This is a genomic window from Mycobacterium mantenii (assembly GCF_010731775.1).
Taxonomy (GTDB): Bacteria; Actinomycetota; Actinomycetes; order Mycobacteriales; family Mycobacteriaceae; genus Mycobacterium; species Mycobacterium mantenii.
This window is the reverse complement of record NZ_AP022590.1, coordinates 3,985,980-4,011,960: the sequence shown is the minus strand read 5'-3', so window position 1 is coordinate 4,011,960 and position 25,981 is coordinate 3,985,980. Positions and strand designations below refer to the sequence as shown.

Here is a 25,981-nt window from a genome sequence, read left to right as displayed (position 1 = left end):
TCAGGCGGTGGGGGCCAGCGCGGCGCGCAGACTGTTGCACTGGCTGTCGAAAAACCGCTGGGACACTTGGGCTTTCGGCAAGACCAGGTCGAAGCCGTGGAACGCGCCCGGAATGGTTTCGACCTGGCACGGCACCCCCGCGGCCTGCAGGCGTTCGGCGTAGGCCAGGTCTTCGTCGTGGAACAGGTCATGCGTGCCCACCCCGATCCAGGCCGGTGGCAATCCGCTGAGGTCGTCGCGGCGCCCGGGGACGGCGACGCCGGGATCGGCGTTGCCCAGATATGCCGCCCAGCCGAACCTGTTGCTGCGGTTGTCCCACAGCCGGTATTTCGCACTGGGCGCGGTGGCAGAGCTGCGGTCGTCGAGCATGGGGTAGGTCAGCAGCTGGAATGCCGGGCTCACCTCGGCGCGGTCGCGGGCCAGCAGGGCCAGGGCCGCCGCCAGGCCGCCGCCGGCACTGGCGCCGCCGATGGCGATGCGGTAGCGGTCCACCGCCGGCAACCCGGCCAGCCACGTGAGTGCCGCATAGCAGTCTTCCAGCGGTGTGGGATACGGATGTTCGGGCGCTAGGCGGTAATCCACCGATGCGACGGTGATGCCCAGCCGCCTGCTGAACCCGCTGCACAGCTGGTCGTCCTGCTGGGCGGTGCCGATCACGTACCCGCCGCCGTGGATCCACAGCAGCGCCGGCGTCGCCCCGGTGACCCCGGCCGGGCGGAACAGCCGAACACCCGCCCCCGAAGCGAGCGTGATCGCCTCGACGCCGGCGACAGGCTTGCCGAGCCGCCCCCGCCACGCGAGCCCGTTCCGCACGAACGGCAGGGTGCGGGGGCCGACGAGCCGTCGTGGGGCGAAGCGGGCAAATCGCTGCAGGTCAGGATGAACATCGTTGTCCGTCACCGGTCAAGTATCACCGACGCGGAAAATCAAGGACACGGCGATGCGTGATCCGCCGCGCACGCGACGACGTCAGGAGGCAGCGTGACCGCCAACACCCCCCGGCTGGCGACGCGGTTCGTCGATACCGTCCTCGGGACGCTCCGGGTTCAGGTGAGTACGGGGACCGGGCCCGCCATCCTGATATGGCCCAGCCTGTTGATGACGGGCGACCTGTGGTCCGGGCAGGCCGCGCACTTCGGCGACAGCCATCGCCTGGTGCTCATCGATCCGCCCGGCCACGGTGGCAGCGCGCCGCTGCACGCGATGTTCAGTTTCACCGACTGCGCGCGCTGCGTCGTCGACCTGCTGGACGGCCTCGCCATCGACACCGCGCACTTCGTCGGCAATTCGTGGGGAGGGATGATCGGCGGCACCTTCGCCGCCCTCTACCCCGACCGCCTCAACCGCGCGGTGCTGATGAACTGCACGGCATCGAAAGCCGGTGTCGCGCAAAAGGTGCAGTATGCGGTCTTGGTGCGGTTGGCGACCGCGCTGGGCGGAATCCGGCCGCCGCTGACCCACTCGGCCGTCCGCGCCTTTCTGGGCCCGACGACGCTGCGCACCCGCCCGGACGTGGTCGACACCGTGCGGAACAACGTGCAGACGGTCGACACCGATTCGGTCCGCTGGGCGGTGCGCAGCGTGGTCTCCGCGCGGCCGGACCAGCACGCCCTGCTAGGCCGCGTCACGGCCCCGGTTCTGGTGGTCGCCGGCGCGGAAGACGCCACCTTTCCGGTGGCCGAAACCCGCGCCATGGCCGACTCGATTCGCGGGGCGTCCTTCACCGTGCTCGACGGCGTCGCGCACCTCGCGGCGCTGGAGGACCCCGGTCGGGTGAACGCGCTGCTCGACACGTTCCTGTTCGGCTGAATCTCCTACCGGCCAGTCAGGTCTGGAAGCAGCGAAAATCCTTGTCAATGAAGAGAATTCGGGTGTATATCTGGCTCCGTGACCGAGGCGGGGTGCGGATCCGGTCGCCGACGCCCGGTGAACCATGCCGGGCGCTGCACCGTAGCCGCAGGGAAAGGCCTAGGAAGGGAAATGGATTAGCAAACCCACGATCGGGGTATCGGTGCAATGCTGACGCACGTGCTTGCCGTCAGCTTGTTGGGGTCTACCGGCACGTCGCCGCAACGTCCCGCATGGGACCGCGCGTCGTCACGCCGCCCGATCGGCCAGGACGCGAGGGACGTGAAATGCTTGGGCAACTTTACGATCGGGCACTCGGCGGGGAGCGATGTTGGATCCGTCATGACGACGGTGAACTACGGCCGTTGCCGGCGCACCGCTGGCTGGGTGTGCGATGTCCGGGTGATGGATCTGGCCCCACATTCGACGAAGCCGTCGACGAAGTTTTCGACGAAGCCGTCACGCAGATGTGCACCGGGCCGACCATCGAGTTGGGCTGCGGTCCGGGCCGGTTGGTGGCGAGGCTGATTCAGCGGGGCATCCCCGCACTCGGTATCGACCGGTCCGCGACCGCGATCCAGCTGGCGGGTCGCGGTGGTGCACCGGCCCTGCTGGGTGACGTGTTCGAGCCATTGCCGGGCACGGGCCTGTGGCAGACGGTCCTGTTGGTCGACGGCAATGTGGGGCTCGGCGGGGACCCGCGGCGAATCCTCGGGCGCGCCTTCGAGCTACTGGCCCGCGGTGGCCGTTGCGTTGCCGAATTCGAAGCCGAGGCCATCGGCATCTGTTCGCGGTGGGTCCGGCTGGAGTCCGCGGGCGAGGTGGGACCCTGGTTCCGCTGGGCATCCGTCGGGGTGGACAGCGCCGCCGCGCTGGCCGCACAGGTAGGGTTGACGCTGACCGGCGTCCGTCTGGCCGGCGGCCGGGTAATCGCCGACCTGGTCGCGTTGTAAGCGTGTTGTTCACAGCAAAAGTCGCCGACGTCAGCGAACCGCGAGAATCGGTTCAAACAGCGTAAATACCGCACTCAGCGAGCCCGCCGGGCAAAGCGTTTCAGCCACCGCCGCCGGTTCTCCGAAAACGTCAGTTTGTGAAACCTACGGAGGGGTACAGTCCCCTGCATGACGGCGAGTGGACCGGGCATTACCGATTGCGTCAAATGGTTGCTCCGGGCCCGTCCCGGCGACTATGCGCTGGCGCTGAGCGCGGCCGGGGCTTCGCTGCCCGTGGTCGGCAAGCACCTTGAGCCCCTTGGTGGTTTGACCGCCATGGGTGTCTGGGGCGCAAGGAACGCGCCGGAGGCGATCGCCGCGGCGACCAAGGATTGGTTCACACCAGGGATCGGCGACGCCCGGCGCCGCGATCGGGCGAGCACCCAACAGGTCTCCCTCGCCGCGTTGCGCGGAGTCGTGGCGGCCGCGGATCTCGAGATGGAATGGCCGGTCGCCGAGAAGACACCGCCGATCTGGGACGGTCTGCGTCAGCGCCGCTACCTGTATCGCCGCGCCGTCCACTACGGCGACCACCCCGATCAGGTGCTCGACGTCTGGCGGCGCAAAGACCTGCCCGCACAGCCCGCGCCGGTCCTGATCTTCCTGCCGGGCGGCGCCTGGGTGCACGGCAAGTGCATGGGCCAGGGGTCGGCGCTCATGTCGCGGCTCGCCGAGCAGGGATGGGTGTGCCTGGCGGTCAACTATCGCGTCTCGCCGCACCACCGCTGGCCGCGCCACATCATCGACGTCAAAACCGCGATCGCGTGGGCGCGCGCCAACGTCGACAAGTTCGGCGGTGACCGCGATTTCGTTGCGATAGCGGGGTGTTCGGCCGGCGGCCACCTGTGCGCGCTGGCCGGGCTGACGCCCGACGACCCGCAGTTCCGGGCGAAGCTGCCCGAGGGCGCGGACACCTCGGTGGACGCGGTCGTCGGAATCTACGGCCGCTACGACTGGGAGGACCGCTCGACGCCGGAGCGCGAACGGTTCGTCGAATTCCTGGAGCGGGTCGTGGTGAAAAAGTCGATCGCCCGTCGCCCCGAGATTTTCCGCGACGCGTCCCCGATCGCGCGCGTGCACCGCAACGCGCCGCCGTTCCTGGTCATTCACGGCAGCAAGGACACCGTCATCCCGGTCGAGCAAGCGCGCAGCTTCGTGGAGCGGTTGCGGGCGGTGTCGCATTCGATGGTCGGCTATCTGGAATTCCCCGGTGCCGGACACGGGTACGACCTCATCGACGGCGAGCGAGCCGGCGCCGCGGCGCACGTCACTTCGCTGTTCCTTAACCAGATTTACCGAACCAAGACGCGCGTCGGGGCAAAAGAGGTTATCTGAGCCGCCACCGGCTGAGTATGGTCCGTCTATGGGCAAGGGGCAGCGGTGAAAAGGCTTAGCGGGTGGGACTCTGTACTGCTGTACAGCGAAGCGCCGAACGTTCACATGCACACCATCAAGGCCGCGGTCATCGAGCTGGACGCCGACCGCCGGTCGTTCGACGTCGACGCCTTTCGGCAAGTCATTGCCGGGCGGCTGAACAAGCTCGATCCGTTCTGCTACCAGCTCGTCGAGGTGCCGTTCAGTTTCCACCACCCGATGTGGCGGGAGCACTGCGACGTCGACCTGAACTATCACATTCGCCCCTGGCGGCTGGCGCCGCCCGGGGGCCGCCGCGAGCTGGACGAGGCCATCGGGCAAATCGCCAGCACGCCGCTGGATCGCAGCCGTCCGCTGTGGGAGATGTACTTCGTGGAGGGCTTGGCCAACAACCGGATCGCGGTCGTCGGCAAAATTCATCACGCCCTGGCCGACGGTGTCGCGTCGGCGAACCTGATGGCCCGGGGCATGGACCTGCAGCCGGGCCCGGAGGGCGGCCCATACGTCTGTGACCCGGCGCCCACCACCCGGCAGCTGATGACGTCGGCCTTCGCTGACCACATGCGCCATGTCGGGCGGCTGCCGCACACCATCCGCTACACCGCCCAGGGTCTGGGCCGGGTCCGCCGCAGCTCGCGGAAATTCTCCCCGGAACTGACACGGCCCTTCGAGCCGCCGCCGACCTTCATGAACCACAAGATCACCGCGGAGCGTCGGTTCGCCACCGCCACCCTGTCGCTGGCCGACGTCAAGGAGACCGGCAAGCGGCTCGGGGTCACGATCAACGACATGGTGCTGGCGATGGCGACCGGCGCGCTGCGTACCCTGCTGTTGCGGTACGACGGCAAGGCCGAACCGCTGTTGGCGTCGGTGCCGATGAGTTTCGACTTCTCGCCCGAACGGATCTCCGGCAACCGCTTCACCGGCGTGCTGGTGGGTCTGCCGACGGATTCCGACGATCCGCTGGAGCGGGTGCGGTGCAGCCACGAGAACGCCATCGCCGCCAAGGAGAGCAACCAGCTGATGGGGCCGGAGCTGGTCAGCCGGTGGGCGGCCTACATGCCGCCCGCGCCCACCCAGGCCTTCTTCCGCTGGGCGTCCGGCCGCGACGGGCACAACAAGCTCCTCAACCTGAACATCTCCAACGTTCCCGGTCCGCGGGAGCGCGGCCGGGTGGGCGGGGCACTGGTGACCGAGATCTATTCGGTGGGCCCGTTGACCGCCGGCAGCGGCCTCAACATCACCGTGTGGAGTTACGTCGATCAGCTCAACATTTCGGTGCTGTCCGACGGTGCCACGCTCGAGGACCCGCACGAGGTTTCCGACGCCATGGTCGCCGACTTTATCGAAATACGCAGGGCCGCAGGAGTTTCCGAAAAGCTGACGGTCATCGAGGCCGCGATGGCTCCGGCGTGATCGGCCCAGGTTTCTAGTCAATCGGCCCCGGCGGTAAGCCGAATCTCTCCGGGGCGTTAACGCCATTTCCGCCGACGGTTACCATCGGTCCGTCAGGAGCTATCTCAAAGCCACCGATCGTATAAGGAGCTGTGCGGCACCGTGAGCAGTGGAAACCAAGAGGGCGGCACCGAAGAACCCGAAGTTCTGGTCGAACAACGGGATCGAATTCTCATCATCACGATCAACCGGCCGAAGGCCAAGAACGCGGTCAACTCCGCGGTGGCCAATGGCCTGGCCGCCGCCGTGGATCGGCTCGACAACGAGACCGGCCTTTCGGTGGGTATCCTCACCGGGGCGGGTGGCTCGTTCTGCGCGGGGATGGATCTCAAAGCCTTCGCCCGCGGTGAGCTCCCCATCGTCGAGGGCCGCGGCATGGGCTTCACCGAGCGTCCCCCGGTCAAGCCGCTGATCGCGGCGGTCGAGGGCTACGCGCTCGCCGGCGGCACCGAACTGGCGCTGGCCACCGACCTGATCGTGGCCTCGAAGGACTCGGCGTTCGGCATTCCGGAGGTCAAGCGTGGGCTGGTCGCCGGCGGTGGAGGGTTGCTGCGGCTGCCGCAGCGCATCCCGTCCGCGATCGCCATGGAGCTGGCACTGACCGGTGAGAACCTGAGCGCCGAGCGCGCGCATGCGCTGGGCATGGTCAACGTGCTGGCCGAGCCCGGCGGCGCGCTGGACGCCGCGATCGACCTGGCCGAACGGATCGCGGCCAACGGGCCGCTCGCGGTGGCCGCCACCAAGCGGATCATCGTCGAGTCCCGCGGCTGGAGCCCAGAGGACATGTTCGCCGAGCAGAACAAACTGCTGGCCCCGGTGTTCTCCTCCAATGACGCCAAGGAAGGCGCCATCGCCTTCGCGGAGAAGCGCCCACCCAAGTGGACGGGCACCTGATACTCCGCTAGGCGGCTCGATTCTCTTCGGCCGCAAGGTTTTCGGCGTCCGCGCTGTCCTCGGCGGTGACGGGGCGGTCCGGCACGGAGCCTGGTCGGCAGGTTGGGCGTCGGCCGCGCTTGCGCGTTGCTGATCGTCGGCGTCAACCTCACCGTTCCGGGTTTAACCGATCGTCGGCGGCGGATAAACCGCGGATAAACCATTGCGGCGCAACGAACGCCCGCCCAGGCCTGGTCGACGGCGCTGGACCGTGGGATGCCCGGGTAATCTAAACTACAGTCGAGCATGACACTTTTGGCTAGCTTTGTAACGTGCCGCTACCGGAGAAAGTTCAAGCGTGAGTATTTCTTTGCTGCTGGAGATGGCCGCGTCGGGCAACCCCGACCGGACGGCCGTTGTTTCTGAGGGGCCGTCTAGCTCCATGCGGCTGACTGCGCAGCAGCTCAGTGATCTCGCTGACGGCGGCGCGGGCGTCATCGCGGAGTCGGGCGCGCAGCATGTGGCCTACGTCGGGACCGGCGGAGCGCTGCTGCCGGTGCTGATCTTCGCCTCGGCCCGCGCCGGAGTGGCCTTCACCCCGATCAACTACCGGCTGTCCGCCGAGGGCATCCAGGCGCTGATCGAGCGGCTGCCCGAACCCCTGGTGATCGTCGACAGCCGCTATCGGGACGCGGTCGGCGAGTCGTCGAAACGGGTGCTGGGATCCGAAGAGTTCTTGGCGGCCGCCCGCAGCGCTGAGCCCGCTGCCGAGTTCCCCGACCCGGAGTCGGTCGCGATCGTGCTGTTCACCTCGGGCACCACGTCGCAGCCCAAGGCCGTCGAACTCTCGCACAACAACCTGACCAGCTACATCACCGGTTCGGTCGAATTCGACTCGGCCCAGCCCGACGACGCCGCGCTGATCTGCGTGCCGCCGTACCACATCGCCGGGGTGAGCGCCGCGCTGTCGAATCTCTACGCCGGCCGCAAGATGGTCTACCTGCCCAACTTCGATGCCGCGGAATGGGTGCGGCTGGTCAACGCCGAGCGGGTGACCACCGCGACGGTGGTTCCCACCATGCTGGACCGCATCGTCACCGCGCTGGAGGCCGGCGGACACGAGCTTCCGTCGCTGCGCAACCTGGCCTACGGCGGCTCGAAGGTCGGCCTGCCGCTGGTTCGCCGAGCGCTCGAGCTGCTGCCCGGGGTGGGCTTCGTCAACGCCTACGGGCTGACCGAGACGAGCTCGACGATCGCGGTGTTGACCCCCGACGACCACCGCGCCGCGCAGGCGGCGTCGGATGCGGCCGCCGTGAAGCGGTTGGGGTCGGTCGGACGCCCGGTGCCCGGCATCGAGGTGCAGATCCGCGACGAGGCCGGCAACGTGCTGCCGCCGGGTGAAACCGGCGAACTGTTCGTGCGGGGCGAGCAGGTGTCCGGCCGCTACACCGGGATCGGCTCGGTGCTCGACGAGAACGGCTGGTTCCCGACCAAGGACATCGCGATGCTGGACGACGAGGGTTACCTGTTCATCGGCGGACGCAGTGATGACACCATCATCCGCGGCGGCGAGAACATCGCGCCCGCGGAGTTGGAGGAGGTGCTGGTCGAGCACCCCCACGTGCGCGACGTCGCCGTGGTCGGGGTCGAAGACCCGCAGTGGGGCCAGGCGATCGTCGCCGTGGTGGTGCCGCGGCCCGGCGCCGACCCCGACCCCGAGGAATTGCGGGAGTACGTCCGCAAGAGTTTGCGCGGTTCGCGTACCCCCGACCGCGTAGTGTTTCGCGACGAGCTGCCAACCACACCCACGGGCAAGGTGCTTCGGAGGGAAATCATCGAGACGCTAGAAGGATTACGCGCATGATCAAAAACGGAACCCGCCTCGCCAGCCAGGTATGCGACACGCAGGTGATCGTCGTCAGAAGCGCCGACAGCCTCGACGACTTGCGTTGTGGCGGTGCGCCGATGGTGCCGGTCGGGGGCGAACGGTCGGGCGAACTGGACCCGTCTTTCGCCGACGGCACGGTCATGGGCAAGCGCTACGTCGACGAGACCGGTGCCGAGGTGCTGGTGACCAAGCCGGGCTCGGGGAGTCTGAGCATCGGGCAGACCGCCCTCCAGCTCAAAGAGGTCAAGCCGCTACCGGCCAGCGACTGAGCGGGTCAGTTCGAAGCGTCCTGCTTGCCCGGAATCTTGTTCCGGACCACGAACTCCTTTGCCTTGATCAGGAATTCGAGCTGCTCCCCAACCTGGTGTAGCGGGCCCGCGTTGCGGGTCGAGCGGGAGAGCAGGATCGCGCCCTCCAGCGCGGCGATCGACGTCACGGCCAGCGACGCGGCGTCGGCGTCGGCGAAGCCGTCGTTGACGAACGCGCGGGTGAGCGCGGTGCACCAGCGGCCCAGGATGGCGCCGGCTTCGGTGGAAAGATTGGGGCCGTCCTCGTCCGAACAGCCGATCGCCGCCGCCACCACCGGACAGCCGGCGGTGAAGCCGCCCTCGGTGAGCAGCCGCTCCCAGAATTTGACGAACTCCTGCAGCAACACCCGGGCGCCACGGCCGGCGGCGTCGTCGATCATGGCGGTGATGGAGTCACCCGAGTAGCGCAGCGCCTCGGTCAGGATCTGATTGCGCCCGTCGGGAAAGTGGTAGTACACCGAGCCGCGCGGGGCGCCGCTGCGGGCGAGCACCGCGTCGATGGTCACGCCGGCCGCTCCGCGCTCGCGCATCACCTCGGCGGCGCTGGCCAACATTTTGGTCCGGGTGCCGCCGCGTTTCGGGGCTTGCTCCGGCGCGGCCTCTCCGATAGTCGGCGTGGGTGTATCTCCCATGGCCGGGGTCATGCAGCGTGCGAGTGCCGCAACGCCGGCCAGTGCATATGACGTGGGCTGAAGCGGAATGGGCGGCGCCGCAAGTCTGGCATCTCGCGGATGTATTGATAGCCGGCGACGTTCAGTTCGATGATCCACATGATGTTCTCCCGGCCTGTGCGCGGCCCATGATTATGCTATGAAGCATATAAGACGTCCGTAAATTAAGCAATTTCTCAGGTCAAATGTGACGTACGCCGCATAAATTGCGGCAGAGGATGGCGCGACCCGCACTTGCGGTCCCGCAAATGGCCGAAAATTATGCTCTATTGCATAGTCACGAGAACTGGGAGTGGCTGGCCAGCAGCGCTAGCCCCGCGACCGGCTTCGGCGGCCGCGAAACGCCGAACGTGCACTCACGCGAAAATCGGCAGACATCTCACCAGGTGTGCACGTTCGACGCACGCAAGACCTAGCTCTCGACGGTGTAGCCGATCGGCATCAGCACGCTCTTCTGCTGCGTGAAGTGCTCGACACCTTCCGGCCCGTTCTCGCGGCCGATGCCGGAGTTCTTGTAGCCGCCGAACGGGCAGCACGGGTCGAACGCGTACCAGTTGATGGCGTAGGTCCCGGTGCGGATCTGCTCCGAGACCTTGATTCCGCGCGGCACGTCGGTGGTCCACACGCTGCCGGCCAGCCCGTACGCGGAGTCGTTGGCGATCTTGATCGCGTCCTCCTCGGTGTCGTATCCGATGATGCTCAGCACCGGCCCGAAGATCTCCTCCTGGGCGATCGTCATCTTGTTGTCCACGTCGGCGAACACCGTGGGCTGCACGAAGAAGCCCTCGTCGAGGCCTTCGGGGCGACCGCCGCCGCACACCAGCCGCGCGCCCTCCTCGACGCCCTTGGCGATGTAGCCCTCGACCCTGGCGCGCTGCTTCTCCGAGATCAGCGACCCAATCTGGGCGGCCGGGTCGTCCGGCTTCCCGATCGGCAGCATCTGCACGAAATTGCTTACCGCATCGACGATTTCGTCATAGCGCGAGCGAGGCGCCAGGATGCGGGTCTGGGCCACGCACGCCTGCCCGGTGTTCATGATCCCGGAGAACACCAGCATCGGGATCGACGCCGCCAGGTCGACGTCGTCGAGGACGATCGCCGCTGACTTGCCGCCGAGCTCCAGCGTGCATGGCTTGAGCATCTCCGCCGCGCGCTTGCCGATCTCCTTGCCGACGGCCGAGCTGCCGGTGAAGGAGAACACGTCGACGTCCGGGTTCGACGTCAGCGCCTGGCCCGTTTCGATGCCGCCGGGCACCACCGACAGCACGCCCTCGGGCAGGCCGGCCTCGGCGAACACCTCCACGAAAGCGTTTGCGCTCAAGGGGGTTTCGGCAGCCGGCTTGAGCACCACGGTGCAGCCGGCGAGCAACGCCGGGCCCAGCTTGTTGATCGCCAGGAACAGCGGCACGTTCCACGCGACGATCGCGCCGACCACGCCGAGTGGCTCACGATGGACGATGGTCTGGCCGTAGCCGCCGTTGCGGATCTCCCGCCACTTGACCTGGTCGACGGCGGGGCCGGCGAAGAAGTTCATCGCCCCGATGCCGCTCATCCACTGCATCGTCTCGACCGAGGTCGGCGGCTGGCCGGTCTCGAGGCCGAGGACCTTGACGAAGTGGTCCTTGCGCTCCTCCATCAGCTTGAGCACATTGCCGATGATGGCCGCGCGCTCCTTCGGCGGCGTCGACGGCCACGGGCCGTTATCGAACGCGGCGCGGGCGGAGGCGACCGCGGCGTCCACGTCGGCGGCCGCGGCCAGCGGTACCTTGCCGACGTACTCGCCGGTCGCCGGGCAGTGCACCTCGATGACCTCATTCGTCGACGGCTCGGTCCACTTGCCGCCGATGAAAAGCTTGTCGTACTCCGTTGTCTGACTGTCGGCCATCTGCGCCGCTCCTCCTCATTGCTCCGCGCTGCATCGTCGCCGGCGCGCATGGGCGTCACCCTACCCAAGCCGACACAAAACGAGAACACGTTCCACTATTGGGGTTGCAGGACCAGCACCAGATTACTCACCAGGAACTCGCGCAGCAGCGGCGCCGAGGTCAGCCACCATGCCCATCGTGGGTGGTAGCGGGGAAATGCGGCCACCATCGCCCCGGTGTTCTCGGCCCAGCTCAGCCCCTCCGCCGCCGACACCGCGAACAACGACGACCCGTAGTTGTTTTTTGCCGGATGGCCGTGCTTGCGGGCGTAGCGGGCGGCGGCGCGGGCGCCGCCCAGGTAGTGCGTCAGACCCATCTCGTGGCCGCCGAACGGCCCCAGCCAGACGGTGTAGGACAGCACGGCCAGCCCGCCCGGCTTGGTCACCCGCAGCATCTCGGCGCCGAGCCGCCAGGGCCGCGGCACATGCTCGGCGACGTTGGAGGACAGGCAGACGTCGACGGAGTCGTCGGCGAAGGGCAGCGCCATTCCCGAGGCGCGCACGAAGGTCCCCGCGCCCCCGGCGACGGCGGGCCCGGCCGCGTGCATCTCGCCGGGGTCGGGTTCGACCCCGATATAGCGGACCCCGGCGTCGGTGAAGGCCGCCGCGAAGTAGCCGGGCCCGCCGCCGACGTCGAGCAGCGTGCGGCCGGAAAAAGGCACATCGTGGGTGGCCCGCCACAGATCGCTCATCATTGCCGCGGTGTCGGCGGCCAGGGCGCCGTAGAAGCGGGCCGGATCCGGTTGCTCGTAGCGAAACTCGGACAGCAGCCGCACCGACCGGGAAAGCGTCGCGCGGCGGGCGAAGAGGTCGGTGGCGGCCACCGGCCACACCCTACGGATGTGCGGCGCTGCCCGGTGCACATCATCGCCGGTTAGGCTGACGACCAATGTCTTCCTTGCGCTCCGTACTGCTGCTGTGCTGGCGCGATACCGGGCACCCGCAGGGTGGGGGCAGTGAAGCGTATTTGCAGCGCATCGGCGCGCAGCTGGCGGCCTCGGGAATCGCCGTGACGCTGCGCACCGCCCGCTATCCCGGGGCACCGCGCCGCGAGGTCGTCGACGGCGTGCGGATCAACCGTGCCGGGGGCCGCTACTCGGTGTACGTGTGGGCGTTGCTGGCGATGGCGTGGGCCCGGATCGGGATCGGCCCGCTGCGCCATGTCCGGCCCGACGTGGTCGTCGACACCCAGAACGGCCTGCCCTTCCTGGCCCGGCTGGTCTACGGCCGCCGCGTGGTGGTGCTGGTGCACCACTGCCATCGCGAGCAGTGGCCGGTGGCCGGGCCGTTGCTCGGGCGGCTCGGCTGGTTTGTCGAGTCGACGCTGTCGCCGCGGGTCAACCGGCACAACCAGTACGTCACCGTGTCGCTGCCGTCCGCGCGCGACCTGGTGACCCTGGGCGTCGACGGTGCGCAGATTGCGGTGGTGCGCAACGGCCTTGACGAAGCGCCGGCGGAGTCGTTGTCGGGCCCGCGGTCGGCGGCGCCCCGGGTGGTCGTGCTGTCGCGGCTGGTACCGCACAAGCAGATCGAAGACGCCCTGGAAGCGGTCGCGCGGCTGCGGCCGCGGATACCGGGTCTGCACCTGGACATCGTCGGCGACGGCTGGTGGCGCGAGCGCCTCGTCGAACACGTGCAGCGGCTCGGCATCAGTTCGGCGGTGACGTTCCACGGTCACGTCGACGACGTGACCAAACACCGTGTCCTGCAAGCGGCTTGGGTGCACCTGCTGCCCTCGCGCAAGGAGGGCTGGGGCTTGGCCGTGGTCGAGGCGGCCCAGCACAGGGTGCCGACCGTCGGCTACCGATCCTCCGGCGGCCTGTCGGACTCGATCGTCGACGAGGTGACCGGGATCCTGGTGGACGGCTGCGCCGAGCTGGTGGATCGACTCGAAGAGCTGCTCGCCGATCCGGTGCTGCGCGATCAGCTCGGCGCCAAGGCGCACACCCGCAGCGGCGAATTCTCCTGGACGCAAAGCGCGGACGCGATGCGCGGCGTGCTCGAAGCGGTGCGGGCCGGCCGCACGGTCAGCGGCCTAGTCACCGGGGGCTGAGCGGGCGCGGCGCCCCCACGCGCCGATCACCGCGCCGGCGCCGCCGCCGACCAGCATCGCCAGCCACGCCAGATGCGCGATCACCGTCGCCGCCCGGCGCCCGGCGGCCACCCCGGCGGTTTGGCCGCCGATCCGGTAGAGCGCAATCTCGTTGTCCCGATAGACCGGCGCCAGCGCACCCAGGGTGCGGGCTGCCGCCCCCATGTCGCCGGCGCTGTCGGCTTCGACCACCAGCCACGCCACGCCGGCCGCGGCCAGCGCTGCCGGGTGGGGCCCGGACAGGAGCAGCCGCTGCACCGCCCGCCCCTGCGCGCCTTCCCCGGCGATGGTGGTCCCCGAGATCACCAAATCACCGGTGGTCAGCACGTCGGCGCGCACCCAGCGCGGCAGCGGGTCCAGCACCGGTGCGGGGCCGGACCAGGAGAACAGCCGCATGGTGCCGGCCGGCAACACCGCTATCGTTCCCGGCTGGGCGTTGATCGTCGCCGCGACGGCGGTCCAGCCGCGCGGATAGCGCACCGGCGCCACCTTGCCGAACACCCCCCAGGCCAGGTCGGGCAGCGCCAGCAGCAGCACCAGGCAGCAGACCAGCGCCGGTGCGCCGGCCCCGGAAAGCCGCAGCCAGCGGCGCAACGTCACCGTCGCGCCGGCGCCGGCCAGGGCGTAGCCGGGTACCGCTAGCGCAACCCACTTCTGCCCGTCGCGCAGCACCCCGAAGGCCGGCACGGTGTCGACCACCGCGCTCAGCAGCTGCAGGCCCGACCCGGTGGCCAGCGCCGCCGGGATCAGCACGGACACCGCCGCCAGCACCAGCAGCGGCACCGCCGCCGGGCGGCGGATGACGGTCGGCAGGCCCGCCGCCACCACGCCCAGCAGCACCACGGCCGAGACGACCGCGAAAAGGGTGGTGCGCGAATCGGGTACGGCGTCGCCGTTCCAGATGCCGCCGAGGCCGGCCAGGCTGCCCAGGGTGCCCAGCCCGGGCTCGGCGCGGGGCGCGAACGCCTCGACACCCAGCCGGTTGGCCGCCGTGTGGGCGGTCAACGACGACCCCGTCACCGATGCCGTCAGCCACGGCAGCGCCGCCACCAGCGCGGCGCCCAGCGCCGCGCCGGCACACCACCCGCGGGACCGGCCGCCGCCAGGCGCGGCAAAGCAGACCAGCGCCACTGTTGCGGCGAGCAGCAGCCCGGTCGGGGTCAGCCCGGCCAGCGCAACCCAGAAGGCCAGCCCGAAGAACCCGAACCCGGTCGTCCGCAGCGTCAGCATGGCCGTGGCCACCCAGGGCAGGCACCCGTAACCGACCAGCAGGCTCCAATGACCCTGCAGAAGCCGTTCGGCGACATAGGGATTCCAGATCGCCACGGTGGTGGCGACGAACTGGCCGGGCGCGCCGGCGTCCGGCAGGGCGACCGCGACCAGCCGGGCCGCGCCCCAACCCGCCATCCACAGCCCCGCGACGAGCAGCGTTTTGACCACGACGCCGCCGTCGACCACGTGCGAGGCCAGCGCCACCGCAAAGTCTTGGGGGGTGGCGCGCGGGGCCGATGTCAGTCCCAGCGCGGTGTCGGACAGATACGACCGCGGCGTCGACACCGCGTCGCGCAACAGCAGGTATCCGGGTGCCAGCAGCGGCCCGACCACCAGCAGCGCCAAGACCAGTGCGTAACCGGGTCGGGTCCAGCGCACGGTCAACGCGTCCGGGCCGGGCTATTCGCGGTCGTGCGGGCCGGGCGGCTTCGGCTCGGCCGGCCCCGCCTCGGTCGGCTCGTCCGGGTCGGGCGGGCCGGGTGGGTCGGGCGGGCCGGACTCCTGACGCGTCTCGGGTCGCTGGGTGGGCAGCTTCTCGGTCTCGGCCTCGGCGCCGGGCACCGGTTCCTCGAGGCCGCTGCGGCCGAAGAAGTCCTGTTCGCTCCGGTCCAGGCCCGGGTCGGTCAGCGCGCTCTCGCTGCGCAGGCTGAACGACGCGAGCAGCCCGCCGCCGATCAGCGCGATCAGGCCGACCGCGGTGAACGTGATCGGCAGCACCCGCGACCACAGCGCCAGCCGGTCGCGCTCGTCGCGGGCCGCGTTGACCTGGGATTCGACGGTGTCTTCGGTCGAGGTGACCTTGTAGTCGGCCAGCGTGAGCTCCGGCTTGAGCGGGTCACGGGCGAAGTAGTGGTGGGCGTGCTCGGTCTCCTTGACGATGGTGCCCGACACCGGATCCACCCAGAAGGTGCGTTGCGCCGCGTAATAGCGGGTCATGGTGATCTGTTCGTTCGGGTCCCCACCCTGGATGCCCCACATCGACGCCGAGGTGGTCTGCTTGGCGTCCTCGTTGCCGGCCAGCAGCGACGGGTAGGCCACCGGGGCCACCAGCTTGCCGTCGCCGTTGTAGCCGACGTTCTGGGTGAACTTGTAGGTGGTCAGCCCGTTGACGTCTTCCTGGGTGTCGTAGTTGACGTCGAACGCCTTCTGCGCGATCGGATCGAAGTAGGGGTAGGTCTTCTTCTCGGTGTGGAACGGGAACCGGTAGGACAGCCCGTCGTGCCGGAGCGGCATCGCGGTGGGCGGGTTCTCGTCGTTGACGGCGCGCGGCTTCTGCACCGAGCCACCGGTGTGGGTGTCGTCGGAGACGGCCAGCGCGGTCTTGCGGTTGAGCGTGACGGTGTCGACGATCGCCAGCAGCAGCCCGCTGTCCTTCTGCTTGTCGGTGCGCCGCAACGAACTTCCGACCTGCAGCGTGACCACGTCGGCGTTGGCGGGTGACTCGACACTGACCTGCTGCTGGGAGACCAACGGCACGTTCTGGTTGACGACGACGTGGTCGGTCGACAACGACGCAGAGTCCAGTGCCGTCCCGGTGCCGTCACTGATCAGCGTGGCGTCGACGTCCAAGGGGACCTTGGTGATCCTGCTGGTGGTGTACGTCGTCAACAGCAGCGCGGCGATGAGCAGGGCAGCTCCGAGTCCGATGATCCCGCATGCGGCGAACCGCAACATGACTGCTCGGTTCACGTCGCCGTGCCCTCCTCAATTTCTTGCTTCAACCAGCCGCGACCCGACCCGAGCGGGCTGCCCGGGGCAAACTCGTTCGACCCTAACAGCAGAAGGTAAGGCAGCGACTTACGAACCGTCGCTCCTGCGGACGGGTCCTCGGGGTGTACCCACTCGCCGGCAACCCAGCACAGGCAAACTGTGATGGTGAGTGATGACCAGCGGGTGGGCGGCGTGCGCAGCTTCCTGCCGGCCGTGGAGGGCATGCGCGCCTGCGCGGCCATGGGCGTGGTGGTCACGCACGTCGCGTTCCAGACCGGGCACTCCAGCGGCGCCACCGGCAGGCTGTTCGGCCGCTTCGACCTCGCCGTGGCGGTGTTCTTCGCGCTGTCGGGCTTCCTGCTGTGGCGCGGACATGCCGCGGCGGCCAGGGGCCTGGGCCCGCGCCCCCGCACCGGTCACTACCTACGCTCCAGGGTGGTCCGCATCATGCCCGCCTACGTGGTCGCCGTCGTCGTCATCCTGACCCTGCTGCCCGACGCCGACCACGCCAGCCCGACGGTGTGGCTGGCCAACCTGACCCTCACCCAGATCTACGTGCCGCTGACCCTGACCGGCGGGCTGACCCAGATGTGGAGCCTGTCCGTCGAGGTCAGTTTTTATGTGGCGCTGCCGATTCTCGCGCTGCTGGCCCGCCGCCTGCCGGTGCGGGCCCGGGTGCCGGCGATCGCCGCGCTGGGGGCGCTCAGCTGGGCCTGGGGCTGGCTACCCATCCAATCGGGGTCCGGCATCAACCCCCTGAACTGGCCGCCGGCGTTCTTCTCCTGGTTCGCGGCCGGAATGCTGCTGGCCGAGTGGGTGCACAGCGGGATGGGGTGGCCGGTGCACTTGGCGCGCCGGCGCCTGGTGATGGCCGCCATCGCGGTGGTCGCCTACCTGATCGCGGCGTCACCGCTGGCCGGTCCCGAGGGTCTGGTCCCCGGTACCCCGGCCCAGTTCGCGGTCAAGACCGCGATGGGCTCGCTGGTGGCCTTCGCGCTGGTGGCCCCGCTGGTGCTGGATCGGGTGGACACCGGCCATCGCATCTTGGGGACCACCGCGATGGTGACCCTGGGGCGCTGGTCCTACGGGCTGTTCGTGTGGCACCTGGCGGCGCTGGCCATGGTGTTCCCGGTCCTCGGGACGTTCCCGTTCACCGGCCGCATGCCCGCGGTGTTGGTGTTGACGCTGATCTTCGGCTTCGCGATCGCCGCGGTCAGCTACGCGCTGGTGGAGTCGCCGTGCCGAGAAGCGTTGCGCCGCTGGGAGAAACGCGCGAGGCCGGGGGAGACGGCCCAGGCCGTCGACGCCGAGGCGGATGCGATCGCGCCCTAGCCGGTGCGGTCCATCCACTGTTCCAGCGCGTGTGCGGAAGGCAGGCAGATGGCCTGCTCGATCTTGGCGAACAGGTCGCGGCCGTACTCGACGGCCGATTTGATGAGGTTGCCCAGCGCCTCGATGTGGATGCCATCGCTGAGCAGGTATGCGTTCTCACCGACCACGCTGACGTGGGTTGGTCGGGCGGTCTCGCGCACAAATGCCTTAGGCCAGTGAGTTTCGCGATTCCAGTCGTTCACCAACTCCATCAGGCGCGGCCGTTCGGTAGCGGGGTAATAGCCGGCGGGGCTGATGGTGATCTCGAAAACGTCGCGCCGCAACCCGTTGATCCGCATGTTCACGTGCAGCTTGCCGCGCTCGTAACCGGGCAGCATCATGAACTCCTCGCCATCATCGCTGCGGAAGAACCGCGACTGCCGCGATCGCAGGTAACGGTCGATCAGCTCGGTGCACAGCGGTTCGATCTGCATACCCCGATGATGCGGCTGCGGGCTTGGAGGATTCTTGGTCCGAGCGCTCGCGCGTCAGCTCGCCTCCGCGGCAGCCAGGCGCTCCATGATCTGGGCGCGCACCGCCGAGCGGCGGGCCTTGCCGGCGTCGTCGCGCAGCGGGGTGTCGACGAACTCGACGAAGTGCGGCACCTTGTACCCCGCCACGTGGTCGCGCAGAAACGCTTGCACGGCAGCGGAATCCAGCGTCGACCCGTCGGCCGGGTGCACCAGCGCGTAGGGCACCTGGCCGAGATCGTCATGGGCGACGCCGACGACCAGACAGGACAACACGTCCGGGTGCGCCGAGAGCGCGTTCTCGATCTCGGCGGGGTAGACGTTGCGGCCGCCGACGGTGAACATGTCCACCCTGCGGTCCGACAGATACAGGAATCCGTCGGCGTCGAAATAGCCGAGGTCGCCCAGCGAGTCCCAGCCGTCGCGGCTCTTCGCCGTCGCGCCGACGTACCGATACGTCGGCGCGCTGCCCGGCGCGGGCCGCATGTAGATCTCGCCTTCCACGCCGGGTGGACACGGGTTGCCGTCGTCGTCGAGCACCTTCATCTCGCCGGCGACTACCACCCCGACCGAGCCGCGGTGGGTCAGCCACTGGTCGCCGGAGATGAAGGTCAGCGCCTGTAATTCGGTGCCGCCATAGAGTTCCCACACTTTTTCCGGACCCAGCAGTTCGATCCACGCCTGCTTGACGGCGGGCGGGCACGGCGCCGCCAGATGCCAGAAGCGGCGGATCGATGACAGGTCGTAGGCACCCGGATCGGCGTAATAGACCGGCAGCGTCCGCTGCATGATCGTCGGCACCGTCGTCAAGAAGGTGACTTTATGGTCGGTGATCAGCTGGAGGAATTGCTGCGGCTCGAACCGGCTCATCAGCACCAGGTGATGGCGCATCAACAGTGCCATGGTCGCCGCGGTGAAGCCGGTATTGTGCGACAGCGGCACCGGCATCAGCGTGACATCGCCCTCCTGTGCGCCCAAGGGATAGCCGATGGCGGCCGGTATCCGGCTGTCGCCGCCGGATTCGATCAGCTTGGGACGGCCGGTGCTGCCGCCGGACCCCATCGCCTTCCACACCGGCGACACCGCCTCCGGTAGCGCCGCGTCGGACAGCGCCGGGTCGGGAACGAAACACGCTGGTAGACTTGGGAAGTCGGGATGCTCGCGGCCCACCAACAAGGTGGGCGGGCGCAACTCCAGCAGGCCCTGCAACTCGGCCTCCGGCAGCCGCGCCGACAGCGGCTGCGGCACCGCGCCCAGCTTCCAGCACGCCACCGCGGCCTGGATCCATTCGATCGAGTTGGGCAGCACCATGGTCACGTAGTCGCCCACCCCGACACCCCGCTCGGCGTAGGCGCGGGCCAACCGGTTCGTCGAACGGTCGAGCTCGGCGCGGGTGACGGTCACCCCATCACAGGTGACCGCCGGCTCGTCGGGAGCGAGTTCGGCAAGCGCGGAGATCTGGGTGCCGATCGGCGGGATCGGCTCACTCATATGCGCCCTGCCGCTCGAAGATGCGCCGCGGGTTATCCACCAGCATGGTGTGCAGCTGCTCGTCGGTGACGCCGCGTTCCTTCAGGGCGGGGATCACATCGTTGTGGATGTGCAGGTAGTGCCAGTTCGGCGCCATCTGCGGCACCAGCTCTTCGGGGAGCGCGTCGAAGTAGCAGTTGGCGTCGTGGGAGAGCACCATCTTGTCGGCGTGCCCGCGCTCGCACATCTGCGCCACGATTTTGACCCGCTCCTCGAACGGTGAGATCACGTCGAGGCCGAACCTGTCCATCCCGAGATAAGACCCTGGGGCGATGAGCTCTTCGAGATAGCCGATGTCGGTGCTGTCCCCGGAGTGGCCGATGACCACCCGGCTCAGGTCGACGCCTTCCTCTTCGAAGATGCGCTGCTGATCCAGGCCGCGCCGCAGGCCGGCATGGGTGTGCGTGGAGATCGGTACGCCGGTGCGCTTGTGCGCCTGAGCCACGGCGCGCAGTACCCGCTCGACGCCGGGCGTGAGGCCGGGCTCGTCGGTGGCGCACTTGAGGATTCCGGCCTTGATGCCGGTGTCGGCGATGCCTTGCTCGATGTCGCGGACGAACATCTCGGTCATGATCTCGGGACCGCCCAGCATGCCGCCCGGGCCCTCGTAATGGAAACGGAACGGCACGTCGTTGTAGGTGTAAAGGCCGGTCGCCACAACGATATTCAGCTCGGTGGCCGCCGCGACTCGGGCGATGCGCGGGATGTAGCGGCCAAGGCCGATCACGGTGAGGTCGACGATGGTGTCCACGCCGCGCGACTTCAGTTCGTTCAGTCTGTCGATGGCGTCGGCGACGCGACGTTCTTCGTCACCCCACGCTTCGGGGTAGTTCTCCGCGATCTCGGTGGTCATGATGAACACGTGCTCATGCATGAGGGTCACGCCCAGCGCGGCGGTATCGATGGACCCGCGAGCGGTATTGAGTTCTGACACGCCACTGATGCTAGGTCGACCGACACCCGATCAACAGGGCCGTTTTGTTCGGTGTGCCCCGACGGCCGCGCCAATTGCAGTACCGTCACCCTCGTCCTCGTCGAGAACCCGCTGGGAGTCACGTCATGTTGCTCAATCCCAACCACTTGCAGCGCCAGTACCCAGACCGCCGCTCGGGGGAGATCATGGCGGCGACGGTGGACTTCTTCGAGTCCCGGGGCAAGGCCCGGTTGAAGTCCGACGACCACGAACGGGTGTGGTACTCGGACTTTTTGGAGCACATCGGCCGGGAGCGCATCTTCGCCTCACTGCTGACGCCGTCCGAGTACGGCGCCGACGACTGCCGCTGGGACACCTATCGGATCAGTGAGTTCGCCGAGATCGTCGGCTTCTACGGGCTGAACTACTGGTATCCCTTCCAGGTCACCGCGCTGGGCCTGGGTCCGATCTGGATGAGCGCCAACTCCGACGCCAAGCGCAAGGCCGCCGCGTTGCTCGAGGCCGGCGAGGTGTTCGCCTTCGGCCTGTCGGAGCAGACGCACGGCGCGGACGTCTACCAGACCGACATGAACCTGACGGCGTCGCCTAACGGGGGCTGGACCGCGAGCGGGCAGAAGTACTACATCGGCAACGCCAACGTGGCGCGGATGGTCTCGACCTTCGGCAAGTTCGAAGGCACCGACGAGTACGTGTTCTTCGCCGCCGACTCGCAGCATGACCGCTACGACCTGATCAAGAACGTGGTGAATTCGCAGAATTACGTGGCCAACTACGCGCTGCGCGACTACCCGGTCACCGAGGCCGACATCCTGCACCGCGGTCCCGACGCCTTCCACGCCGCGCTCAACACCGTCAACGTCTGCAAGTACAACCTCGGCTGGGGTGCGGTCGGCATGTGTACCCACGCCATGTACGAGGCTGTCACCCACGCGTCCAACCGCATCCTGTATGGCACCGTCGTCACCGATTTCTCCCACGTGCGGCGGCTGCTCACCGACGCCTACACGCGGCTGGTCGCGATGCGGCTGGTCGCCACCCGGGCCAGCGACTACATGCGCAGCGCGTCGGTGCAGGACCGCCGCTACCTGTTGTACAGCCCGCTCACCAAGGCCAAGATCACCAGCGAGGGCGAACGCGTCATCACCGCGCTGTGGGACGTCATCGCCGCCAAAGGCGTGGAGAAGGACACCATCTTCGAGGCGATGACCCGTGAGATCGGCCTGCTGCCAAGGCTGGAGGGCACCGTCCACATCAACATCGGGCTGCTCGCCAAGTTCATGCCCAACTTCCTGTTCGCCCCCAACGCCGCGCTGCCGTCGATCGGCCGGCGCGACGACGCGGCCGACGACACGTTCCTGTTCGCGCAGGGACCGACCGGCGGCCTGGGCAAGGTGCGCTTCCACGACTGGCGCGCGTCGTTCGACCGCTTCGGGCAGTTGCCCAACGTCGCGCTGCTGCGCTCGCAAATCGACGTGCTGGCCGAGATGCTGGCCAGCGCCACCCCGGATGCCGCGCAGCAGAAGGACATCGACTTCGCCTTCGCCGTCGGCCAGCTGTTCGCCACCGTGCCCTACGCCCAACTCATCCTGGAGGAGGCCGGGCTATCGGGCTCCGAAAAGGGTTGCGACGAGACCTTGATCGACGAGATCTTCGCGGTGCTGGTCCGCGACTTCAACGCCTACGCCGTGGAACTCAGCGACAAGCCCGCGACAACGGACGAGCAGGCCCGCTTCGCGCTGCGGATGATTCGCCGCCCCGCCCACGATCCCGCGCGCTACGACCAGATTTGGAAGGATCACATCCAGCCAATCAACGGTGCGTACCGGATGCGTCCGTAGATCTCTCGCCGCCGCCCGAGCGTCACGCCGGCGTGACGTTCGCATTCCGCCGTCACGCCGGCGTGACGCTGGGCGTGCCCACGTGGTTATCCGACCCCTTGACTGTGAGGTTCCTCACAGTAAAATGACCAGTGGTCATTCACCAAAGGAGGGGCATTGCCAACGGTCACCTGGGCGCGGGTCGATCCCGCTCGTCGCGCCGCGATCATCGAAGCCGCCGAGTCGGAGTTCGGCGCCCACGGGTTCTCCCGGGGCAGCCTCAACGTCATCGCGCGCCGCGCCGGGGTCGCCAAGGGCAGCCTGTTCCAATACTTCGCCGACAAGCGTGACCTGTATGCGTTCATCGCCGACATCGGCAGCCAGCGGGTGCGAGCCTACATGGAGGACCGCATCCGCGAACTCGACTCGAGCCGACCCTTTTTCGAGTTTCTCACCGACTGGCTCGACGCATGGGTGGCTTACTTCGCGGACCATCCGCACGAGCGCGCGCTGCACGCCGCGGCGACCCTGGAGGTCGACACCGAAGCCCGCGTGAGCGTGCAGAACGTCATCCACCGCCACTACCTGGAAGTGATGCGCCCGCTCGTCCGCGACGCGCAGAACCGCGGCGACCTGCGTGCGGATTCCGATACCGACGCGCTGCTGTCGTTGCTGCTGTTGATCTTTCCGCACCTGGCGCTGGCGCCCTACATGCGCGGCCTGGACCCGGTCCTGGGGCTCGACGAGCCCTCGCCGGAGCAGCCGGCGCTGGCCGTGCGCAGGCTCGTCGCCGTGCTGGCGGCCGCGTTCTCCGCGTCGTCCGTCGGCTCAGCCCCGAAACAATCTGAGGAGGTCACATGAATCGAACCCGAATTGCCTCGATGGCCGAGGGCGGTCTGAACTGGGACAGTTTGCCGCTCAAGCTGTTTGCGGGCGGCAACACGAAATTCTGGAATCCGGCCGACATCGACTTCTCCCGCGATCGCGAGGACTGGGAACGCCTGACCGACGACGAGCGCAGCTACGCGACTCGGTTGTGCGCCGAGTTCATCGCCGGCGAGGAGTCGGTGACCCAGGACATCCAGCCGTTCATGGCCGCGATGCGGGCCGAGGGCCGGCTCGGCGACGAGATGTATCTGACGCAGTTCGCCTTCGAGGAGGCCAAGCACGTCCAGGTGTTCCGCATGTGGCTCGACGCCGTCGGTATCACCGAGGACCTGCACAACTTCCTCGACGACGTCCCGACTTACCGCACGATCTTCTACGAGGAGCTGCCGGACTGCCTGCACGCGCTGACGGTCGATCCGTCTCCGGCCGCCCAGGTGCGGGCGTCGGTGACCTACAACCACATGGTCGAAGGCATGCTGGCGCTTACCGGTTACTTCGGCTGGCACAAGATCTGCGTGGAACGCGGCATCCTGCCCGGCATGCAGGAGTTGGTGCGACGCATCGGCGACGACGAGCGACGGCACATGGCGTGGGGCACCTTCACCTGCCGGCGCCACGTGGCCGCCGACGACGCCAACTGGGGCGTCTTCGAGACGCGGATGAACGAGCTGATGCCGCTTGGCCTGCGTCTCATCGAAGAGGGCTTCGCCCTCTACGATCCAATGCCCTTCGGCCTGTCGGTGGACGAGTTCATGCAGTACGCCTCTGATAAGGGGATGCGCCGATTCGGCACCATCTCCAGCGCGCGCGGGCGCCCCGTCGGCGAGATCGACCTCGACTACGCGCCGCTGCAACTTGAGGACACCTTCGCCGAGGAGGACGAGCGGGCCCTGGCGGGGGTCTGATGGTGGCGGCGCGCTTCGCCCGGCTGGACCTGGTGGCGGCGACCCGCTGCGCCCGGCCGCGCCGCGCTCGCGACCGCCGCCCGGCCTAGCGGACGCACGCCGAGTGTGGGCCCTATAGACGGGCATTGCCTACATTTCGTGCGTAGGCCCCACGCTCGGCGGCCCGGCCCGGCCCGGCTAGCGGGCCGGGCGGTCACTCGATCTTGTTGTCGCCGGCCGCGGAGCCGCTCTCGGATTCCCCGACCCACACGGTCTTGGCGTTGACGAACGCCCGGATGCCCAGGCCCGCCAGTTCGCGGCCGTACCCCGACCGCTTGACGCCGCCGAACCCCAGCTCGGGATAGGACACCGTCATCCCGTTGATGAAGACCTGGCCGGCCTCGATGTCGTCGATGAAGCGCTGCTGCTCGGCCTCGTCGTTGGTCCAGGCGTTGGACCCCAATCCGAAGGTGGTGGCGTTGGCGATGTCGATGGCTTCGTCGATGTCCGCCGCTCGGTACATGGATGCGACCGGGCCGAACACCTCCTCGGTGTACAGGGCCATGTCCTTGGTGATGTCGGTGACCACCGTCGGCGGGTAGTACCACCCCGGCCGGTCGATGGGCTTGCCACCGAGGCGGATCGTGGCGCCCGCCGCGGCGGCGTCGTCGACCTGCTTGGCGATCTCGTCGCGGCCCGACTCGGTGGCCAGCGGACCCACGTCGGTGTCCGGGTCGGTCGGGTCGCCAATGGTCAGCGCCTCCATCCGCTCGGTGAACTTATCGACGAACGCGTCATAGACATCGGTGTGAACGATGAATCGCTTTGCGGCGATACAGGACTGGCCGTTGTTCTGCACCCGGGCGGTGACCGCGGTCTTGGCGGCCTCGTCCAGGTCCGCCGAGGGCATGACGATGAACGGGTCGCTGCCCCCGAGCTCGAGCACCGTCGGCTTGATCTCGTCACCGGCGATGGCCGCCACAGATTGGCCGGCCGGTTCGCTGCCGGTCAGGGTGGCCGCCGCGACCCGGGGATCGCGCAGGATTCGCTCGACCGCGCTGGAGGAGACGAGCAGGGTTTGGAAGCAGCCCGCGGGGAAGCCGCCGCGGGCGATGACGTCGGCCAGATACAGCGCGCTCTGCGGGACGTTCGACGCGTGCTTGAGGATCCCGACGTTGCCCGCCATCAGCGCGGGCGCGGCGAAACGAACGGCCTGCCAGAGCGGGAAGTTCCACGGCATTACGGCCAGCACCACGCCGAGCGGCTGGTAGCGAGTGTAGGCCTGCTTCGCGCCGACCGCCTTGGCGTCGGCCGGCTCGTCGGCCAGCAGCTGCTCGGCGTTTTCGGCGTAGTAGCGAAAACCCTTGGCGCACTTGATCGCTTCCGCTTTGGCCGATTTCAGGGTTTTGCCCATCTCCAGGGTCATCATGGCGGCGACCTCGTCGGCCTCCGCCTCAAGGAGGTCGGCGGTGGCGTTTGCCCACTGGGCGCGCTGGGCAAACGTGGTGTTGTGGCGGTAGTCGAGGAAGCGTTCGTAGGCGCGGGCAATCGCGGCATCGACTTCTTGATCGGTGGCCGGGGTGAAGGTCTTCACTGTCTCGCCGGTAGCCGGGTTGATGGTGGCGATGGGCACGTCGGCGCTCCTTCGTCGGGTTCGTATTGCTTGGTGGCGGAAAGTCC

Annotated in this window: 22 protein-coding genes; 12 read left to right on the top strand and 10 right to left on the bottom strand. The window is 68.4% G+C overall.

The window, feature by feature from the left end:
- On the bottom strand, positions 1-900 hold the full coding sequence (locus G6N50_RS18120; RefSeq protein ID WP_083097696.1) for an alpha/beta hydrolase: 900 nt from the start codon (positions 898-900) through the stop codon (positions 1-3).
- 81 nt (positions 901-981) lie between these two features.
- On the opposite strand from G6N50_RS18120, the gene G6N50_RS18115 reads away from it, so the two are divergent.
- The 7 genes from G6N50_RS18115 (at position 982) to G6N50_RS18085 (ending at position 8,699) form a co-directional block, all read left to right on the top strand.
- Positions 982-1,809 carry an alpha/beta fold hydrolase gene (locus tag G6N50_RS18115; RefSeq protein WP_179970028.1) on the top strand — a complete coding sequence of 276 codons (828 nt, stop codon included), beginning with the start codon at positions 982-984 and terminating at the stop codon, positions 1,807-1,809.
- Between the two features lie 326 nt (positions 1,810-2,135).
- Complete coding sequence (locus G6N50_RS18110) at positions 2,136-2,801, top strand: class I SAM-dependent methyltransferase (RefSeq protein WP_083097698.1); 666 nt, start codon at positions 2,136-2,138, stop codon at positions 2,799-2,801.
- Positions 2,802-2,969: 168 nt separating this feature from the next.
- Entirely contained in the window at positions 2,970-4,175 is a 1,206-nt protein-coding gene (locus G6N50_RS18105) for an alpha/beta hydrolase (RefSeq protein ID WP_083097700.1), read from the top strand.
- A 45-nt stretch (positions 4,176-4,220) separates the two neighbouring features.
- Positions 4,221-5,630, top strand: a complete 1,410-nt coding sequence (locus G6N50_RS18100) for a WS/DGAT/MGAT family O-acyltransferase (RefSeq protein WP_083097702.1) — start codon at positions 4,221-4,223, stop codon at positions 5,628-5,630.
- 141 nt (positions 5,631-5,771) lie between these two features.
- Positions 5,772-6,563, top strand: coding sequence for a crotonase/enoyl-CoA hydratase family protein (locus tag G6N50_RS18095; RefSeq protein ID WP_083097704.1), 792 nt, complete (start codon positions 5,772-5,774; stop codon positions 6,561-6,563).
- Between the two features lie 337 nt (positions 6,564-6,900).
- The gene (locus G6N50_RS18090) at positions 6,901-8,406 is read left to right on the top strand and encodes a class I adenylate-forming enzyme family protein (protein ID WP_083097705.1); all 1,506 of its coding nucleotides are present in this window, start codon (positions 6,901-6,903) and stop codon (positions 8,404-8,406) included.
- A complete protein-coding gene (locus G6N50_RS18085; protein ID WP_083097707.1) occupies positions 8,403-8,699 on the top strand; it encodes a hypothetical protein in 297 nt (98 codons plus the stop codon). The genes G6N50_RS18090 and G6N50_RS18085 overlap by 4 nt, the downstream gene beginning before the upstream one ends.
- Before the next feature lie 5 nt (positions 8,700-8,704).
- Here the strand turns inward: G6N50_RS18085 and G6N50_RS18080 are convergent, their stop codons facing one another.
- The 3 genes from G6N50_RS18080 to G6N50_RS18070 all read right to left on the bottom strand — a co-directional run bounded on the left by G6N50_RS18080 (position 8,705) and on the right by G6N50_RS18070 (position 12,157).
- A complete protein-coding gene (locus tag G6N50_RS18080) occupies positions 8,705-9,370 on the bottom strand; it encodes a TetR/AcrR family transcriptional regulator (RefSeq protein WP_232068776.1) in 666 nt (221 codons plus the stop codon).
- 451 nt (positions 9,371-9,821) lie between these two features.
- Positions 9,822-11,294 (bottom strand): aldehyde dehydrogenase, encoded by a 1,473-nt coding sequence (locus G6N50_RS18075; protein ID WP_083097709.1) that lies wholly within the window; start codon positions 11,292-11,294, stop codon positions 9,822-9,824.
- 95 nt (positions 11,295-11,389) lie between these two features.
- Entirely contained in the window at positions 11,390-12,157 is a 768-nt protein-coding gene (locus G6N50_RS18070) for a class I SAM-dependent methyltransferase (protein WP_083097727.1), read from the bottom strand.
- A 65-nt stretch (positions 12,158-12,222) separates the two neighbouring features.
- Between G6N50_RS18070 and G6N50_RS18065 the strand changes: the two genes are divergently transcribed.
- Entirely contained in the window at positions 12,223-13,386 is a 1,164-nt protein-coding gene (locus tag G6N50_RS18065) for a glycosyltransferase family 4 protein (protein ID WP_083097711.1), read from the top strand.
- Here G6N50_RS18065 and G6N50_RS18060 read toward each other — a convergent pair.
- Both G6N50_RS18060 and G6N50_RS18055 read right to left on the bottom strand, forming a co-directional pair.
- The gene (locus G6N50_RS18060) at positions 13,369-15,075 is read right to left on the bottom strand and encodes a hypothetical protein (RefSeq protein WP_083097713.1); all 1,707 of its coding nucleotides are present in this window, start codon (positions 15,073-15,075) and stop codon (positions 13,369-13,371) included. The genes G6N50_RS18065 and G6N50_RS18060 overlap by 18 nt on opposite strands.
- A gap of 21 nt (positions 15,076-15,096) precedes the next feature.
- A complete protein-coding gene (locus G6N50_RS18055; RefSeq protein ID WP_163650863.1) occupies positions 15,097-16,386 on the bottom strand; it encodes a DUF3068 domain-containing protein in 1,290 nt (429 codons plus the stop codon).
- A 180-nt stretch (positions 16,387-16,566) separates the two neighbouring features.
- Here G6N50_RS18055 and G6N50_RS18050 point away from each other — a divergent pair, with 180 nt between their 5' ends.
- Positions 16,567-17,739 (top strand): acyltransferase family protein, encoded by a 1,173-nt coding sequence (locus G6N50_RS18050; protein WP_083096650.1) that lies wholly within the window; start codon positions 16,567-16,569, stop codon positions 17,737-17,739.
- Here G6N50_RS18050 and G6N50_RS18045 read toward each other — a convergent pair.
- The 3 genes from G6N50_RS18045 to G6N50_RS18035 are packed head-to-tail and all read right to left on the bottom strand — an operon-like array spanning position 17,736 to position 20,712.
- Positions 17,736-18,212, bottom strand: a complete 477-nt coding sequence (locus G6N50_RS18045) for a YbjN domain-containing protein (RefSeq protein WP_083096652.1) — start codon at positions 18,210-18,212, stop codon at positions 17,736-17,738. The two genes, G6N50_RS18050 and G6N50_RS18045, sit on opposite strands and share 4 nt — an antisense overlap.
- Before the next feature lie 54 nt (positions 18,213-18,266).
- Positions 18,267-19,739 carry an AMP-binding protein gene (locus G6N50_RS18040; protein WP_083096654.1) on the bottom strand — a complete coding sequence of 491 codons (1,473 nt, stop codon included), beginning with the start codon at positions 19,737-19,739 and terminating at the stop codon, positions 18,267-18,269.
- Positions 19,732-20,712 carry a phosphotriesterase family protein gene (locus tag G6N50_RS18035; RefSeq protein ID WP_083096656.1) on the bottom strand — a complete coding sequence of 327 codons (981 nt, stop codon included), beginning with the start codon at positions 20,710-20,712 and terminating at the stop codon, positions 19,732-19,734. The genes G6N50_RS18040 and G6N50_RS18035 overlap by 8 nt, the downstream gene beginning before the upstream one ends.
- A 125-nt stretch (positions 20,713-20,837) precedes the next feature.
- Here G6N50_RS18035 and G6N50_RS18030 point away from each other — a divergent pair, with 125 nt between their 5' ends.
- From G6N50_RS18030 to G6N50_RS18020, 3 genes are all read left to right on the top strand, one after another.
- Positions 20,838-22,550 carry an acyl-CoA dehydrogenase family protein gene (locus tag G6N50_RS18030; protein ID WP_083096658.1) on the top strand — a complete coding sequence of 571 codons (1,713 nt, stop codon included), beginning with the start codon at positions 20,838-20,840 and terminating at the stop codon, positions 22,548-22,550.
- Between the two features lie 156 nt (positions 22,551-22,706).
- Positions 22,707-23,390, top strand: coding sequence for a TetR/AcrR family transcriptional regulator (locus G6N50_RS18025; RefSeq protein ID WP_083096660.1), 684 nt, complete (start codon positions 22,707-22,709; stop codon positions 23,388-23,390).
- Complete coding sequence (locus tag G6N50_RS18020; RefSeq protein ID WP_083096661.1) at positions 23,387-24,322, top strand: R2-like ligand-binding oxidase; 936 nt, start codon at positions 23,387-23,389, stop codon at positions 24,320-24,322. The genes G6N50_RS18025 and G6N50_RS18020 overlap by 4 nt, the downstream gene beginning before the upstream one ends.
- Before the next feature lie 193 nt (positions 24,323-24,515).
- Here the strand turns inward: G6N50_RS18020 and G6N50_RS18015 are convergent, their stop codons facing one another.
- Complete coding sequence (locus G6N50_RS18015) at positions 24,516-25,934, bottom strand: NADP-dependent succinic semialdehyde dehydrogenase (protein ID WP_083096662.1); 1,419 nt, start codon at positions 25,932-25,934, stop codon at positions 24,516-24,518.
- Between the last annotated feature and the right edge of the window lie 47 nt (positions 25,935-25,981).